Here is a 16546-nt window from a genome sequence, read left to right as displayed (position 1 = left end):
AAATATAAAAACATAAAGCCTCGAAGTATTATACTTCGAGGCTTTATGTTTTTATTACCTGATGTAGTTAAATGTTATTTAGCTGTTTTAGTAGACGGCTTTTTGGCTGTTGAAGCTTTCTTAGTTGCAGCTGTCTTTTTCTTAGTTGCTGCACTCTTGGCAGTTGTTGTTTTGGCTGCAGTAGTACCTGTTGCTTTTTTTGCTTTGGCCTTACGAGGTTTACTTGCCTTATCGGCTTGTAACTTCACAATATCAAGACTTGCTTCTAAGCTTAAATCTTCAGGAACGATATCTTTTGGTATCTTGTAGTTCTTGCCCTTGTAAGCAATGTACGGGCCATATCTACCGTTTTTAATCTCTAATTCTGGCTCTTCAGTAAACGACTTTATATGTCTTTTAGCTTCTTCCTCTCTTTTGAGACGAATAAGTTCTAATGCCTCGTCGTATGTGATTTCGAGTGGATCAACACCCTTAGGTATAGATACATATTTGCCGTTATGTCGTACGTAGGGGCCAAATCTTCCCGCACCAATAGTTACCTCAACTTCTTCGAATTCACCTAGATCTCTAGGTAGTTTGAATAAATCGAGTGCTTCTTCAAGACTGATAGTCTCTATCGATTGGCCTTTTCGGAGTTGAGAGAAGCGTGGTTTTTCCTCGTCTTCGGCTGTGCCAATTTGGGCTACAGGTCCGTATCTACCAATCTTAACTGATACAGGTTTTCCTGATTTAGGATCGTCTCCCAAGAGTCTTTCACCTACTTTACGTTCCATTTTGATGTTGAGTGTCTCTTCAACAGCAGGATGGAAACCTGTATAAAAAGTTTTCATGATCTCAGTCCACTCTTTATGTCCTGTTGCAATCTCATCAAACTCTTTTTCTATATTGGCAGTAAAGTTGTAGTCAAGAATATCTGGGAAATATTCTGTTAAGAAGTCGTTTACTACTGTACCGACGTCGGTAGGGAATAGTTTTGATTTCTCGCGGCCCACAACTTCTGTCTCAACGCTATCTTTGATTTGACCATCACGTAGAACAAGTAGGTTGTAGTTACGGTCTTCACCTTCTTTGTCTCCCTTCTCTACATATTGTCTGTTTTGGATAGTAGAAATAGTAGGAGCATAAGTTGACGGACGTCCAATGCCTAATTCTTCCATCTTGCGAACAAGACTAGCCTCAGTATATCTCGGTGGACGTTGTGTAAAGCGTTCTGTTGCCATGATACCCTGGAAAGGTAAGGTTTGCCCAAGAGTAAGTGGTGGTAAGATTGCTGCCTCGTCTTTTTGCTCTAAGTCTTCGTCGTCGTACGACTCTCTGTATACGTGTAAGAAACCATCAAACTTGATAACCTCTCCAGTTGCTGTGAAGTTGCCTTCAACATCTTTTGCACCAATAGTAGCAGTTGTCTTTTCGAGTTCTGCAGCTGCCATTTGAGAGGCGATTGTGCGCTTCCAAATTAGTTCGTACAGTCTTTTCTCTTGTGCAGTACCATCGATATCTGCATTTTCCATGTAGGTAGGGCGGATGGCCTCGTGGGCCTCTTGAGCACCTTTACTTTTGGTTGCAAAAGTACGAGGGAATGAGTAATGTTCTCCCCACATGTTTGTTATTGCTTGCTTGCTGGTGTTGATTGCAAGCTGCGATAGGTTTACAGAGTCCGTACGCATATATGTAATGAGCCCTGACTCGTAGAGTCGTTGAGCTACCATCATGGTCTGAGCAACCGTAAAGCTAAGTTTACGAGCCGCCTCTTGTTGAAGAGTTGATGTCGTAAATGGAGGAGCAGGGTTTTTCTTTACTGGACGAGTTGTAATATCGTCAATTGTAAAATCAGCACTCTTACAGCTTTGAAGGAATGCTTCTGCCTCCTCTTTGGTCTTAAGTCTTTTTGATAATTCAGCTTTGAGCTCTACAAAAGTGTCGTCTTCATCGTTAGGAATTAGGAAAACGGCTGTAACACGGTATGCGGGTGTGGTCTCAAAGTTTTGAATTTCTCGTTCGCGCTCGACAATTAAACGAACAGCAACAGACTGCACACGACCCGCCGAAAGAGAAGGTTTAACTTTTCTCCAAAGTACGGGTGAGAGTTCAAACCCTACTATTCTGTCTAGAATCCTTCGAGCTTGTTGTGCATTCACAAGGTTGTGGTCAATCTCACGAGGCTGTTCGATGGCATGTAGTATAGCCGATTTTGTGATCTCATGGAAAACAATTCGCTTAGTTTTCTCAGGAGTCAACCCCAATACCTCGTATAGATGCCAAGATATAGCTTCTCCTTCACGGTCTTCATCCGAAGCTAGCCAAACCATATCAGCTTTTTTTGCTGCAGACTTCAACTCAGAAACCAAAGCCTTTTTATCGGCAGGGATTTCGTAAGAGGGTTCGAAGTTATTCTCAATATCAATACTAAAATCTTTCTTCTTTAGATCCCGGATGTGGCCGTAGCTCGACATGACTTTAAAGTCATTGCCCAAGAATTTCTCGATCGTCTTTGCTTTGGCTGGGGACTCAACTATTACTAGGTTTTTTTGCATATCTATAGTTAAACAAATAATTGTTTAATGTCTAATCATTCAACATAATTAATATAGGACTCTAATGAAACTAGCCTCAAAAGGTTTGTGAAAACCACTTTTAGGCTAGTTCAAACTTCTGAAATTAAAATTTAAAGCTAAATCCTGCCATAAAATTAATCCCCTGCACTGGATAACCATAATAATACTGATATTTTTTATTCAGTAGGTTATCTACCATTGCATAAACGGATAGGTTTTTTATTACGGAGTAGCTTGCTTTTATCGATAAATTGCTAATATCGCTAACAGGTTGCTTTTCTATCCACACTTTTGGCTCTTGGCGCGAAACAAATCTATAATTCACCGCTAAGCTAAGTGCTTGGATGGGTTTAACCTCAATATTAGCTTCAAGCTCTGTTTTGGGTTTGTATAAGAGGGCGTTATTATTATAACCGTCGGTTTTCCACTTTCTATTTACTGCAGAAAGCCCTAATTCGACAATGTTTTTATAATTATAGCTCGCTTGAGCTGCAATATAAACATTTTTAGTGTCTTCGTTGGCAAAATAAGATATAGGAGAGTTAACCTGTGGAATGTCTTGATACAAGTCATCCTTTAGTTTTTGGAATCCTCCATAAATATTAAACCAAAGGCCTGGTATTGGGCTAGCCTTAAATCCTAATGAGGCATTTAGCTGCTCATAAGTATCTCTATTCTTTTGGCCAGTGAATGTGTATGGTGATAAGGCTTCAAAGCGTCGGAAGTCGGTATTTATTCGACCACCACCTGCCTTAGCATATAGCACATAGCTATCGGAAAACACATATTGGATATCGACATCAGGAGATACTAAGAAGCTTTCGCCGTAGCCAAAACCTAAATCGATATTGGCACCAAGTCTCATCTTAAGGTTATCCAACTCTAAACCATAATATGGGTTAATATCTAGTGTTGTGTAATTCTTGATTAATTCCGAATTAAGAATTCGGTTGTGCATGTTTAGGTCAAGACCGATTCTATTGCTACCCAAAAGCGTCCAGAGTTTGGCCTGGGTATTCATTAGATACTCTTTTAGTTCAGAATCCAAAATATCATCTTTACGATTGTAGAGCATAAATTGCGCTGTAACGTCGTATAATATTCTAGCAGTTTCATCGGTCGACTTTAGGGCAAGGCCAAAGTTTGCTTTGGTAAATCGCTGTCTAGGTCTGTAGAAATTAAAGTCGTCGTCACCTAATTTGCCTTGGTTCTTGGTGTTGTTCACATCAATATAGTTGAAGTTATGCACACCCATACCCATAAATAGACGTAAATCTAAACGCTCGAATTGGTGTTTATAGTCTAATGCACCACCAGCTTTGTAGTATCTTGATTTCCATTTATCATTGCTAAAAGGGTTGTCTAGTTTGCCATTCATGCCTAAAGCACTAAAGTCAATTCCCAACAAGTCTTTGCTTGAAAGCTTGAAAGTATAATGTGCTCTAGCATCTAAGTTGCCATAGTTACCATAGCCTAGGCGTAGGTATCCCGGTAGAGAGTTTGCTTCAAACTCTTTGGCAAGTAGTGGCTTCACTAAGGCGACAGGTACTGCATTAGCCGGAATTGCTTCTTGCGCATACTCCACGTTCTTGGCTGTGATGGTAGGTTCTTCAACCTTAGGAAGCACATTTACCTTAGATGCTCCTTGTATAATTGGATTAAACTCTTTCTCCACCACCACCGTACGGTTGAGTATTGTATCGTTTGGGTTTGTCTGTGCGCTAGTCGTTAAAACCGAAGCTAGCAATGTTGCACAAAGTATATATATTTTTTTCATTACTCATTAATGCTTTTAAGATTTTCCAATCGTGTATCAATCATTAGTTGGATGTCGTCGTCACCCTTGTAATTTTGCTGTAAGCTCAATAGGTATTGCTTAGCTTCAAGGTTTTTACCTGTTGCTGCATAGACATCTGATAGAAGCACAAAGCTTCGAGCCAACCAGTAGGCGTGAGGAGTACTTTGTTCGATAAACTGAAGTACCTCTTTCTCTGCAGCAGGATACTTCTTATTATTGTAAAGGTTCTCTGCAATTAAGTATTTTGCTTCAGCTCCGTAAGCAGTTCTTGTGTCGCCAGCTAAAACAACCAAGTCTTTCATAGCAGCATCTTTGTTGTTGTCTGCAATGTAGGCTTTAGCTCTGTTATAAAGGGCTTCATTTTGTAACTCAGGAGTCAACTTACTCATAAGTAAAAGGTCTGATGATGCTAAGATAATTTCGTTATTATTGTTTAGGTTTTTAGCCGATCTCATTCGACCTACTTGTGCCATTGATATACGCTCAGGAGTTGAAGCTTTATCTTTAAGTCTCTTGTAGAAATCTAAGGCTTCTGCATACTGCTTGTTTTCGTAAGCAAGTTCAGAACGCATGATTAGGGCCTCTTCGTAGTAAGGATTATCAGGATAGCTCAACAGTTTCGTACTGTGATTTACCATACCTTCAATATCGCCCTGTTTTTTAGCGATAACGCTTAAGTAGTAATGTGAGTTTAGACTGAATGCACCAGCAGGGTAACGTTCTAAATAGCGCTCAAAGCTTTGGCTAGCCTCTTGATCACGTCCTCTTAAATATACTTTTTCGGCTGCAATATAAGTTAATGAGTCTTGCTCGGTAACCTCCATCTTTATACCTCCTGTGATTGACTCAGCCAATGCAGCGTATTCGTCTACACGGTTTTGGTCAACGTAGAGAGATTTAAGGTCGCGCATAGCTAAACGCGCTTCATCACTTCCTGGATATTTATCAACCACCCACTTGTAAGTTTTGATGGCTTGGTCGTAGTTACCGTCTTGGTAGTAGAGTAGTCCGATTTCAGTTGCTGCCTTACGAGTCACAGCGTTTTCGGGGAATTTGGCAATCAAATCTTGGAATGTACGGATGGCTTCGTTGTTTTGTTGTTGCTGTATATAGCCACGTCCTTTTTCGTATAGACCTTGAGCAACATAGGGAGAATCTCCGTGTTCGCTAGATAAACGAGAAAGTAGCGCTACTTTTTCAGCGTAGTTCCTCTGTAGACCTGCTACAAGGGCCAATTGGTAGATAGAATAATCTCCAACTTGAGCCGAAGTGTTTAATGCTCTTGTGTAATTTCCTTTGGCTTGAATAAAGGCTCTATTTTGTAGATATGCATCGCCTCTTCTATTAAAAGCATCGGCAAGTGCTATTCTATTATCTCCAGTTTCAAGTTGAGTGTATTTAGAGAACCAATTTTCTGCTTCATCAAAACTCTTCTTATTGAATGCAATGTAACCTAAGTTATAATGTGCTAGAGCATAAGTTTCGCCTTCTCGGATGGGTGTTAAGCTTAAGTAATCTTTAAAATTACGAGCTGCTTGGTTAAAGTCACCCAATCTGTAATACGACTCTCCACGCCAATAGGCTGCATCAGCTCTGGTTTGAGCATTGTACTGTCCAAGAGCCAAAGAGCTTGAGAAGTAATCGATAGCTTGGTTGAAGTCTGAGTTTGCAAAGTTTTGCACTCCCATTTGGAAGAGTAATTTTTGTTTTGCTTCAAGAATACGAGGGCTTGGGCGATCAATTCTAGCGATACTGTTTAGTGCAGACTCGTAACTACGAGTAGTCATATACAGGTCAACTAAGTAGTCACTAACCTTATCGGCATATTTAGAGGAAGGGAATTCATTTAAGAATCGTTCAAATACGTTTACTGATTCACCAAACGCAGAGAAAGAGGTTTCGTGAATTGAAAGAGCATAATTATATAGAGCTTGTTCTTTAACTGCTAGGTCTGCATTGCTACGTGAGGCTTGTTCAAAAGCCATACGCGCATTAGTTTTATCGGCCAATTGTAAGTAGCTAAGCCCTAAGTTTAAATAGGCATTTTGAGTCAATGTGTCGTCTTTGTCCGAAATAGCTTGACCTAAATAGGTTACAGCTTTACTATATACTCCTGTATTGTAGTAAGACATCCCCAACATATAAGCCGAACCTCTACCGAGCTTACTGCCTGAGGCAAGATATTTTTCGAAAGCCTGTATCGCACGGTTGTACTGTGCAAATTGATAATTTGACTCAGCTAAAATACGGTACATTTCTGCGCTGTATTTGTTTCTTGGATACTGTGTAAGATATCCTTCGGCTACATTTTGAGCTTTATCGTAGTGGCCCATGATGAAGTAGCTTGAAGCGATGTAGTAGGGAACCAACTCTCCATACTTTTGATCTGTTTGGAGTGGTAGGAGGTTCTTCAGTGCTGCATCATACTTTCCTTGAGTATAACGGATGTAGCCAATATAGTATTGACTATCTTTATTATAGCTTGTGCTAGTTTGTCTTAAGGTCTCAAACCAAGCGATTGACTCGTCTAGTTTGCCAACTTTAAGAAAAGAAGTAGCCATTCTGTAGATAATATCGTTGCGATCGGCAGTTGGTAAATAATCTAAATTTACTGAATTGAAGTAGGCTAAGGCATACTCAAACTCTTCATCAAAATAGTATGCAGAGCCTAGTAAACCGTTAATATAATTCGTGTTGGGGGAGTCAGGGTAAGTCTCCATATATTCTTCAAGAAGCTCAACTCTATTGATATCTTTAAGATTATATGCAGCTACAACCAACATATATTCGGCTTGTTCAACCAAAGAAGCCTCAGGTTTAGTTCCGATAAATGCTCGAAGTGAGGGGATAGCAGCAGCAAAACTTTGGTCTTGAAATAGTGCTTTGCCTTCGGTGAAAAGCCTTTGAGGCGAATTTATAGCGGTACTCGTTTGAGCATTGAGTACTAAGGGAGCACTAGCCATCAGTACACATAATCCTCGAATTAATTTCTTCTTCATATGTATTTTTTCAAATTATCATTGAACTTTTGCAAATATAGAATACAATTGCATTGTAACTATTACTAACACCTATTTATTTGTGTTGTTTATATCTAGTAGCATTTTATTGCTTAATATACGCTTTACACCCTCTTTGATGGATTGTAAACCAAAATCGTCAACATTTAAACTACTCATAGGCAGAAAAAAAGTTTCAGCAACATCGTCATTGGCCTCTAGAGAGGATATTTGGTTTACCTCGCATTTATAGAAAAGATCAAGTGTCTGTACCTCAAACCCGCTGTATAAATATAAATTGGGCAGTGAAAATAGATAGTTTACTTGATTAACGGTCAATCCTGTTTCTTCTTTTACTTCGCGTGCAACTGCCTGCTCTCCAGTTTCGTGCATATCAACAAATCCTCCAGGTAGATCGAGTTTACCTTTTGCAGGGTTCTTTGCTCTTCTGCATACTAAGATCTCTTTTTTATCGTTTAAAATTACTGCAACAGTCGCTGCAGAGGGGTTAAAGTAATAAGTGAAGTGGCAATCTTCGCATTGTTTCGACTTGATGTTGTGGATGTTAAAGTGTGAAGATCCGCATTTGGGACAGTTAACAAACTGTTTTAACGGGTGTTCCATAATATGCATATTTGTTTAGCAAAAATACTAAAAATAAAAGAATGCGAGAATGATCTCGTCAAACAAATCTTTTTTACAGAATAAAGGTCTAATGTAGCTATCAATAGTTTCAAAATCTATACTTTTAAAATAATAATAACTTTTAATGCTGTGAAAATAAGAATTATAAATAGCTTATTAGATGTTTTATATCCTCCAATTTGCAAGGTTTGTAATGCTGCTTTATTTGACAATGAAGTAGATATTTGCCTTAAATGTATTAAGGATATGCCGCTAGCACGGCTCGAATATGCTAACGATAATGATGCCGATCGACTCTTTTGGGGGATTGTGGAGTTTGAAAAGGTATTATCTTTTATGAATTACTCTAAAGGATCGCCATACACTCACCTGTTATTGTCGCTTAAGTATAGAGGTGATAAGAAAATGGGCTTAAAACTCGGTAGGTTGATGGCCAAACAACTCCCAAAAGTGTTTTTTGAGCGGATAGATTATATTATTCCCGTTCCCTTACACTCTTCTAAGCTAAAAATAAGAGGTTATAATCAGGCTGAATGGTTGGCTAAAGGCATTCAGATGGTTTATCCAATACCTATTTTGGGAGATGCTTTAATTAAAACTCAGGCAACACCTTCTCAAACTACTAGGGGTGTACTTGAACGTCGCTCAAGCACACCCCATCTATTTACTTGTAACCCTCTTTACGAGTTAGCAGGTAAGCATGTTCTACTTCTTGACGATGTATTGACTACTGGGGCAACCTTAATTGCCTGTCGAGAGGCTCTATTGGGTGTAGAACACTTGAGGGTTTCGGCATTAACTTTTGCTATATCTAAAAGCTAGCTTGTTTTAGACTCCATCACTTGACTTCCCAAACTTCATTTTCCAACATTATATCATTAAGGCTCTTGGGTTTTCCTGTTTTTTGATCAGCAATTTGTTGATGAATCGCTGCATCATAAGTTGGAGCTTCGACTGCTCGTATTACCCCTAGGGCTATTGGCCCGTTGGTTCCATCTAGCATCGCCAATTTGAGCTGAAGTGTATTGTCTGGGTTGTAGGCATCGTGGATTAGTACATCGTCAGGGGTTATATTGTTTTCTCCAATTTTTGCAGGTTTGATGTTAAATCCATCCTGAATAATTCCAAATTCTAGGTTAGGGCCAAAGCGCATGGGTTCACCTTGCTTGAGGTAGAGTGCATGGTTGGCTCTTCCTTCTTTGGTTGATACTAGTTTTTGTGAGCCGTCGTTGAATATCACACAGTTTTGGAGTACCTCAACAACAGCTGCTCCTTTGTGTTGTGCTGCAGCACATAACACCTCAACTGAGGGAGCACTATCAACATCAACGCAGCGAGCAAAGAAGTTTCCTCTAGCTCCAAAGACAAGCTCTGCTGGCCTAAATGGGTCTTCTACAGTTCCAAAGGGCGATGAAACCGATATATATCCCCGAGGTGAGGTAGGTGAATATTGTCCCTTAGTAAGCCCGTAAACCCTGTTGTTTAGTAAGATCATATTTAAGTCAACGTTTCGCCTAATAGCATGTATGAAGTGATTACCACCAATTGCTAGTGCGTCGCCATCGCCTGATATTTGCCAGACCGATAGTTTGGGGTTACCAACTTTTACACCCGTAGCTATGGCTGCAGCTCTACCGTGAATGGTGTGCATACCATAAGTTTCAATATAATAGGGTAGGCGCGATGAACAACCAATGCCTGAAACTACTACGGTCTGATGTGGTGGCACAGCAAGCTCTGCCATGGCTTTTTGTAGCGAGTTGATTAATGCATAGTCACCACAGCCAGGACACCAGCGAAGTGCCTGATTGCTTTTGAAATCTTTGGGGGTATAGTTTAGCTTATTCATCTTTTGTCCTCCATAATTGATTTAATGTTTGAGACTAACTCTTGCGTATTTAAAGGTTGTCCGTCCACTCGGTTATAAGCAAAAGTGTTTAGTCCCTTATATGTACCGTTAAGCACAAGAGCCAATTGTCCAGAGTTTTGTTCTACGATAATTATTTTGTCGTAGCCTCTCAAAACTGCTTCTGTATTGATAGGGAAGGGATTGATAAACTCGAAATGTGCTAGAGCTAATGGGCAGTCTTCTTGGGCAAGCAAATTCATAGCTTCGAGCAAATGGCCGTAGGTGCTACCCCAACCCACTAAAAGTGTTTTTGCTTTTTGATCTCCTTCAACTTCCAATTTAGGAATACACGAGGCTATATGTTCAATTTTTGCTTTGCGTGTGGCCACCATTCGCTCGTGGTTTTTTGGGTTTGAACTGATATCTCCCGTAACATAATCTTTTTCTAGCCCACCCACTCGGTGCATATAGCCTTCGTTGCCTGGAATTGCCCAAGGGCGAACCAGGCTCTGAGAATCTCTTAAGTAGGGTGACCAGTTTTCTGGACGTTCCCCCTTTACTTTGGGTGGATTGATATTGGGGTAATCTTCTAAGTTTGGAAGTTTCCAAACTGAAGCCCCGTTGGCCACAAAAGCATCGGTCAGCAGGATAACAGGTGTCATATGTTCTAGAGCTATTTTACTGGCCCAATAGGCTGCATCAAAGCAGTTGGCCGATGAGCTGGCTGCTATTACAACTATAGGGCTTTCACCATTTCTACCATAGAGTGCTTGAAGCAAATCGGTTTGTTCCGATTTTGTGGGTAGTCCTGTAGAGGGTCCACCACGTTGCACATCAATAACAACTAAAGGTAACTCGGTCATTATAGCTAAGTTTATAGCCTCACTCTTTAGGCATAATCCAGGTCCTGAAGTGGTTGTTACGGCCAAACATCCAGCAAAAGAAGCTCCAAGTGCACTTGCGCACCCAGCAATTTCATCTTCGCACTGCACGGTAATTACTCCTAGGTTTTTGAGTTTAGCTAGGTTATGTAATATGTCTGTTGCTGGTGTTATGGGATAAGTACCCAAATAGAGGGTTAGGTTTGCTTTTTGTGCAGCGGCAACTAATCCGTAAGAGGTTGCTTTGTTTCCGTTTATGTCCATGTAAACCCCTTTTTCGAGGGTGGTCAGGGGTTCAATGCTATATCTTGTAATGGATGCATGCGTATTGTAGCCAAAATTGTAGCCGTCTCGAAGTACTTTGATATTTGACTCGATAATGAGTTCGCTCTTATTCTTGAATTTTCTTGATATGAGTTGTTCTATTATCTCTAGAGGTTTATTAAATAGCCAACACACGAGGCCCAAAGCCATCATGTTTTTGGATCTTAATGCCGATTTTTGGTCAAGATCTAAGGCTTTGAGAGATTCAACGCACATAGAGGTAATTGGAATCTCAACGACCTGATTTTTAAGATTTAACTCCTCAAAGGCATTTTCTGTTTTAAATTGAGCTTTGGCCAGATCTCTTGCCGTAAACGAATCGTTATCAATTATAATAACTGTTCGTGAGTTTATTCTCCCGGTATTAACTTTTAGTGCGGCAGGATTCATTGCTACTAGTACATCACAACTATCTCCAGAGGTATATACTTTACTTGATCCTAAATGGACTTGAAACCCCGAAACTCCGCCCAATGTCCCTTGAGGAGCACGTATCTCAGAAGGGTAGTCGGGGAATGTAGCGATATCATTTCCCATGATGGCCGAAGCATTAGAAAATAAATTACCTGCAAGCTGCATGCCATCGCCCGAATCGCCTGCAAAACAGATCACAAGGTTATCAATATTTAGAATATTATTCGCAGTATCCATAAGAGGTCTTTTTAAATAGGTTAATTTATTGGGTATCTTGCTGTCTACATAGGTTTTAAATGTATTAAATAACTAAAGAATATCAAGCATAATTGCAAATTAAATCTTCTTTTAGGCTTTGAAACTATAACTTGCTTCAAAAGTGGTCTTGTGTGACTAGCTTGTTTCAGTCTTATGCCTTAGTTGTCAGGGGTAAACCACTTACTGGCTTGCTATAAACCAGTGACTGGTTTTATTTCGAACTTAATAGGCTTCGTAAACGCTTTTTAATCCTCTATCTGTCTATATTCTAATTCGTTCTTATTATATTTGGCTACAATATAATATTATGAGATATGAAGCTACGAAGTACACTTATGTTTTTATTCTTAGCCATTTTCACCTCAATCTTCGCTAAGAAATATACTCCTGTAGACTATGTTAGTATTTTGGTTGGTACCCAATCAAAACATTCCTTTTCAACAGGAAATACCTACCCAGCTGTTGCTGTGCCGTGGGGAATGAATTTTTGGACTCCTTAAACTGGCAAAATGGGCGATGGATGGACCTATACCTACGATGCCGATAAAATCAGAGGTTTTAAACAAACCCATCAACCCAGTCCTTGGATTAACGACTACGGTCAGTTCTCTATAATGGCTCAGACAGGTGACCCTATCTTTGATGAAGATCAGCGTGCGAGTTGGTTTGCTCACAAAGCTGAAACAGCAACTCCGTATTATTATCAGGTATATCTGGCCGATTACGATGTTGTTACCGAGCTTGTACCTACCTCAAGAGCTACTCTATTCCGTTTTACTTTCCCTGAAAATAAACAGTCAAATATTATTATTGATGCATTTGATAATGGATCTTATGTTAAGGTAATTCCTTCTCAAAACAAGGTTATTGGTTATACTACTAAAAACAGTGGTGGTGTACCTGATAACTTCAAAAACTATTTTGTAATTGAGTTTGATAAGCCCTTCAAACTGGCTAAAGGTGTTAACGATAAAGAGTTAACAAGTGCTCTAGAAAACACATCAAACCACTCGGGTGCAATTTTAAGCTTTGAAACAAAGCGTGGTGAGCAGGTTTATGCTAGGGTTGCATCTTCTTTTATCAGTTTTGATCAGGCCCAGTTAAACCTCAAAGAATTAGGTAATAACTCAATTGAAGAGCTTCGTGAGGAGTCTAAGGCTATTTGGAACGATATATTGGGTCGAATAGAAGTCGAAGATGACAATATTGATAATCTGCGTACGTTTTACTCAAGTCTTTATCGCTCGGTATTGTTTCCTCGTAGTTTCTACGAATACGATGCTGCAGGTCAGGTAGTGCACTATAGCCCTTACTCGGGTGAGGTATTGCCGGGCTATATGTTTACCGATACAGGCTTCTGGGATACTTTCCGTTCTCTCTTCCCATTACTTAACTTGGTTTATCCTTCAGAAAATCTTAAAATTCAAGAGGGTCTTGCCAATACCTTTAAAGAGAGTGGCTTTTTACCAGAATGGGCAAGCCCAGGTCATAGAGATTGTATGATTGGTAACAACTCGGCCTCGATTGTGGCTGATGCTTATATAAAAGGTGTAAAATCGGATCAGATTAACGTGCTATGGGATGCGGTTGTACACGGTGCTAATGCGGTACACCCTGAAATTAGCTCTACGGGTAGAAAAGGCTTTGAGTATTATAACAAGCTAGGTTATGTTCCTTATGATACTGGTATTAACGAGAATGCTGCACGTACACTTGAGTATGCTTATAACGACTGGTGTATCTACGAACTTGGTAAGGCACTAGGCAAATCTAAGAAAGAGCTTAAGCCATTCAAAGAACGTGCTATGAACTATAAGAACCTTTACGATAAGGAAACCAAGCTTATGCGTGGTAAAAATAAAGATGGTTCTTTCCAAAGCCCATTCAATCCACTCAAGTGGGGTGATGCCTTTACCGAAGGAAATAGCTGGCACTATACTTGGTCAGTATTCCATGATCCACAAGGATTAATTGACCTTATGGGTGGAAAGAAGGATTTTGTAGCTATGCTTGATTCTGTATTTAGTGTACCACCCTCATTTGATGAGAGCTATTATGGTGCCGTGATTCATGAAATTCGTGAGATGCAGGTGATGAACATGGGTAATTATGCGCATGGCAATCAGCCGATTCAACATATGATTTACCTTTATAACTATGGAGGTGAGCCTTGGAAAGCACAATATTGGAATCGTGAGGTGATGGATCGTCTTTACACAGCCAATCCTGATGGATACTGTGGTGATGAAGATAATGGTCAAACCTCGGCATGGTATGTTTTCTCCGCACTGGGCTTTTATCCTGTTAACCCAGGGAGTGATCAGTATGTTATAGGTACTCCACTTTTTGAGAAGGTTAAGATTCATCTTGAAAACGGCAAAGAGGTAGAGCTTAAGTCTAGCAATACCGACTACTGTTATATTGATGAGATCAAGCTCAATGGTAAAGAGTATAATAACAACTTCTTTACACATCAAGAGTTCCTAAATGGTGCAAAAATAGATTATATCATGAGTGAAAAACCTAATAAGACTCGTGGTACACTCGATGAAAATGCACCTTACTCTTTTTCAAAGCAGAAATAAATTGAACAAATAATTAATAATAAGCAGTAGGTTATACGTAACTTGCTGCTTATTTTATTTTACCATGTTGAAGCATTATATAAATCAGATAAAAAAGCCATTTATTTGGGCTGTAAGATTTCGTAAACGTCGGGGGTATGGAGTACACTCTCCCTTTGCTTTTAATTTTATTACTACTGTTCTTTACCAGAGAGGTCAATTTTATAACTACAAGTTGATTAATGAATTACCTCGGAGTAGAGACGAATCTAAGCGAATCCTAAAATTAATTTTTCGTTTGGTGAACTTTATTCAGCCTAAAACTATTGTATATAGAAGTACAAATAGTTTTGTGCCTAAGGTGATGCGTTGGAGTAGGTCGGATGTCCAGATAAGCACGAGTTTTAGTGACTTTGCACGCGTGGATTTAGCTTACCTTTCGTATCAAACCCCAATGGAGGATTTAGTAAATGAAATTGGTACTCTTTGGCCCAGTCTTCACGAAAATTCCATGCTAATAATTTATGGTATTGGTTATTCTAAGGAGATGAAAACCTTATGGAGCGAACTTATTAAAGACGAAAAATCGGGAATCTCATTCGATTTGTATGATTTGGGGATTTTATTTTTTAATAAGTCTAGGAATAAACAAGATTATATTGTTAACTTTTAAAACTAACAGTAAATATAAACAACATGAAGAAAAGTTTTATATATACCCGTACAGGAGATAAAGGGAAAACCAGCCTAATTGGAGGAACAAGAGTTCCAAAATTTGATATTCGTTTGGAAGCTTATGGTACAGTTGATGAGCTTAACGCTCACATGGGACTCCTTATAGCAAACATGACTATAGCTGAAGATATTCAGTTTCTTAGAGGTATTCAAAACAAGTTATTTGATATTGGTTCGCACTTAGCTACTGACCAAGAGAAGACTGAGCTTCATAAAACATCTATTATCCTACCCGAAGAGATTCAAGAGTTGGAGCAACAGATTGATATTTATGATGCCAACCTGCCCAACTTAAAAACCTTTGTACTCCCAGGTGGTACGGCTTCTTCAGCATTGGCTCATGTGTGCCGTACAATCTGCCGTAGAGCTGAGCGTAGGATACTTGAGTTATCAGAAAAAGTAGCTGTCTCGGAAGATTTGATCTGCTACGTGAATCGTTTGTCCGATTTCTTCTTTGTCTTATCGCGCAAATTGAATCACGACTCCGATCAAACCGAAATTTATTGGGATACAAATTGTAAATGATAGATATTATCCTATATTTGTGCGAAAATGAAATATAAAATTCAATTATCATTAATATAAATAAAAAGTACTACTAAGACTATGTATTGGACATTAGAACTTGCATCTAAATTAGAAGATGCTCCATGGCCTGCAAACAAGGACGAACTTATTGATTTCGCAACACGCTCAGGAGCTCCATTAGAGGTTATTGAAAACCTACAAGAAATCGAAGATGAAGGTGAGGTTTATGAAAGTATAGAGGATATCTGGCCAGATTACCCTAGTAACGAAGACTTCTTCTTCAATGAAGATGAGTATTAGACACAAAAAATTGAATAGGAAAGAAAATATAACGTGTAAACAAGTTGGAATTTTCTTTCCTATTTTTAATATGTATAGTTTATGAAAAAGAACGTTGGTTTATTAGTTATAATGCTGCTTTCTTTCACGTTTGCAGCCAATGCCCAACTTAAATTTGGTATTAAAGGTGGGTTGAACATGACGAAAATGTCATTCAGTGATGTACCCGAAAACTTTAGCTCTAGCAACCGAGTAGGCTTTTTTGTAGGTCCTATGCTTGATGCAAAAGTTCCGATTGTCGGGCTAGGATTTGATGTAGCACTTCTGTTTTCAACAAGAGAAGGCCGAGTGAAAACTGACGAGGGGAATAAGAACTTCTCTGAGTCGGGCTTTGATATTCCTGTTAACTTAAAATACAGCTTTGGCTTATCCAAACTAGCTTCTGTTTATTTGGCAGCGGGTCCAAACTTCTTCTTTAATATCGATAAGGATCTTAAAATTGCCGATAGTATGAAGTTTAGTAAGAAAAAGGCACAAGTAGGTTTTAATGTAGGTGGTGGTGTACGTCTGTTTACCCATTATCAGTTGGGCATAAACTACAATATCCCTCTGAGCAAATCTGCAACAAGCAAAATCATAGATGGAGCGGATGAGGCTTTAAACTCATCGTATAAATCTAAAATCTGGCAGGTTTCATTCGCTTATTTATTTTGAGTG

Annotated in this window: 11 protein-coding genes and 1 pseudogene; 6 read left to right on the top strand and 6 right to left on the bottom strand. The window is 39.3% G+C overall.

The features are described from left to right. Positions 1-74: 74 nt before the first annotated feature. The 4 genes from topA to B091_RS0104760 form a co-directional block, all read right to left on the bottom strand. Positions 75-2534 carry a type I DNA topoisomerase gene (gene topA / locus B091_RS0104775; RefSeq protein ID WP_018108870.1) on the bottom strand — a complete coding sequence of 820 codons (2460 nt, stop codon included), beginning with the start codon at positions 2532-2534 and terminating at the stop codon, positions 75-77. A gap of 124 nt (positions 2535-2658) precedes the next feature. Beyond that, positions 2659-4332 carry a porin family protein gene (locus B091_RS0104770; RefSeq protein WP_018108869.1) on the bottom strand — a complete coding sequence of 558 codons (1674 nt, stop codon included), beginning with the start codon at positions 4330-4332 and terminating at the stop codon, positions 2659-2661. Next, positions 4332-7352, bottom strand: coding sequence for a tetratricopeptide repeat protein (locus tag B091_RS0104765; RefSeq protein WP_018108868.1), 3021 nt, complete (start codon positions 7350-7352; stop codon positions 4332-4334). The genes B091_RS0104770 and B091_RS0104765 overlap by 1 nt, the downstream gene beginning before the upstream one ends. A 72-nt stretch (positions 7353-7424) precedes the next feature. Next, positions 7425-7976, bottom strand: coding sequence for an NUDIX hydrolase (locus B091_RS0104760; protein ID WP_018108867.1), 552 nt, complete (start codon positions 7974-7976; stop codon positions 7425-7427). Positions 7977-8126: 150 nt separating this feature from the next. On the opposite strand from B091_RS0104760, the gene B091_RS0104755 reads away from it, so the two are divergent. Beyond that, positions 8127-8819 (top strand): ComF family protein, encoded by a 693-nt coding sequence (locus B091_RS0104755; protein ID WP_018108866.1) that lies wholly within the window; start codon positions 8127-8129, stop codon positions 8817-8819. 16 nt (positions 8820-8835) lie between these two features. Here B091_RS0104755 and B091_RS0104750 read toward each other — a convergent pair whose 3' ends face one another. Together B091_RS0104750 and B091_RS0104745 are read right to left on the bottom strand one after the other, a co-directional pair. Beyond that, positions 8836-9846, bottom strand: a complete 1011-nt coding sequence (locus B091_RS0104750) for a 2-oxoacid:ferredoxin oxidoreductase subunit beta (protein WP_018108865.1) — start codon at positions 9844-9846, stop codon at positions 8836-8838. Beyond that, on the bottom strand, positions 9843-11702 hold the full coding sequence (locus B091_RS0104745; RefSeq protein ID WP_018108864.1) for a 2-oxoacid:acceptor oxidoreductase subunit alpha: 1860 nt from the start codon (positions 11700-11702) through the stop codon (positions 9843-9845). The genes B091_RS0104750 and B091_RS0104745 overlap by 4 nt, the downstream gene beginning before the upstream one ends. A 335-nt stretch (positions 11703-12037) precedes the next feature. Between B091_RS0104745 and B091_RS11770 the strand changes: the two are divergent. From B091_RS11770 to B091_RS0104720, 5 genes and pseudogenes are all read left to right on the top strand, one after another. Beyond that, a pseudogene (locus tag B091_RS11770) lies at positions 12038-14308 on the top strand (GH92 family glycosyl hydrolase). Between the two features lie 64 nt (positions 14309-14372). Beyond that, positions 14373-14960, top strand: coding sequence for a hypothetical protein (locus tag B091_RS0104735; protein ID WP_018108861.1), 588 nt, complete (start codon positions 14373-14375; stop codon positions 14958-14960). A 23-nt stretch (positions 14961-14983) separates the two neighbouring features. After that, positions 14984-15547, top strand: a complete 564-nt coding sequence (locus B091_RS0104730) for a cob(I)yrinic acid a,c-diamide adenosyltransferase (protein WP_018108860.1) — start codon at positions 14984-14986, stop codon at positions 15545-15547. 81 nt (positions 15548-15628) lie between these two features. Then, positions 15629-15850, top strand: a complete 222-nt coding sequence (locus B091_RS0104725; RefSeq protein WP_018108859.1) for a DUF2795 domain-containing protein — start codon at positions 15629-15631, stop codon at positions 15848-15850. Between the two features lie 81 nt (positions 15851-15931). Continuing rightward, positions 15932-16543 (top strand): porin family protein, encoded by a 612-nt coding sequence (locus B091_RS0104720; RefSeq protein ID WP_018108858.1) that lies wholly within the window; start codon positions 15932-15934, stop codon positions 16541-16543. The last annotated feature ends 3 nt before the right edge of the window (positions 16544-16546 follow it).

It is taken from the genome of Bacteroides propionicifaciens DSM 19291 = JCM 14649, assembly GCF_000375405.1.
Lineage (GTDB): Bacteria > Bacteroidota > Bacteroidia > Bacteroidales > Bacteroidaceae > Bacteroides_E > Bacteroides_E propionicifaciens.
This window is presented reverse-complemented; position numbering and strand designations above follow the sequence as displayed.

What these genes read in the sequence shown, in the direction of transcription:
- topA (WP_018108870.1), bottom strand. Translation starts at nt 2,534, where the DNA reads ATGCAAAAAAACCTAGTAATAGTTGAGTCCCCAGCCAAAGCAAAGACG.
- B091_RS0104770 (WP_018108869.1), bottom strand. Translation starts at nt 4,332, where the DNA reads ATGAAAAAAATATATATACTTTGTGCAACATTGCTAGCTTCGGTTTTA.
- B091_RS0104765 (WP_018108868.1), bottom strand. Translation starts at nt 7,352, where the DNA reads ATGAAGAAGAAATTAATTCGAGGATTATGTGTACTGATGGCTAGTGCT.
- B091_RS0104760 (WP_018108867.1), bottom strand. Translation starts at nt 7,976, where the DNA reads ATGGAACACCCGTTAAAACAGTTTGTTAACTGTCCCAAATGCGGATCT.
- B091_RS0104750 (WP_018108865.1), bottom strand. Translation starts at nt 9,846, where the DNA reads ATGAATAAGCTAAACTATACCCCCAAAGATTTCAAAAGCAATCAGGCA.
- B091_RS0104745 (WP_018108864.1), bottom strand. Translation starts at nt 11,702, where the DNA reads ATGGATACTGCGAATAATATTCTAAATATTGATAACCTTGTGATCTGT.
- B091_RS0104735 (WP_018108861.1), top strand. Translation starts at nt 14,373, where the DNA reads ATGTTGAAGCATTATATAAATCAGATAAAAAAGCCATTTATTTGGGCT.
- B091_RS0104730 (WP_018108860.1), top strand. Translation starts at nt 14,984, where the DNA reads ATGAAGAAAAGTTTTATATATACCCGTACAGGAGATAAAGGGAAAACC.
- B091_RS0104725 (WP_018108859.1), top strand. Translation starts at nt 15,629, where the DNA reads ATGTATTGGACATTAGAACTTGCATCTAAATTAGAAGATGCTCCATGG.
- B091_RS0104720 (WP_018108858.1), top strand. Translation starts at nt 15,932, where the DNA reads ATGAAAAAGAACGTTGGTTTATTAGTTATAATGCTGCTTTCTTTCACG.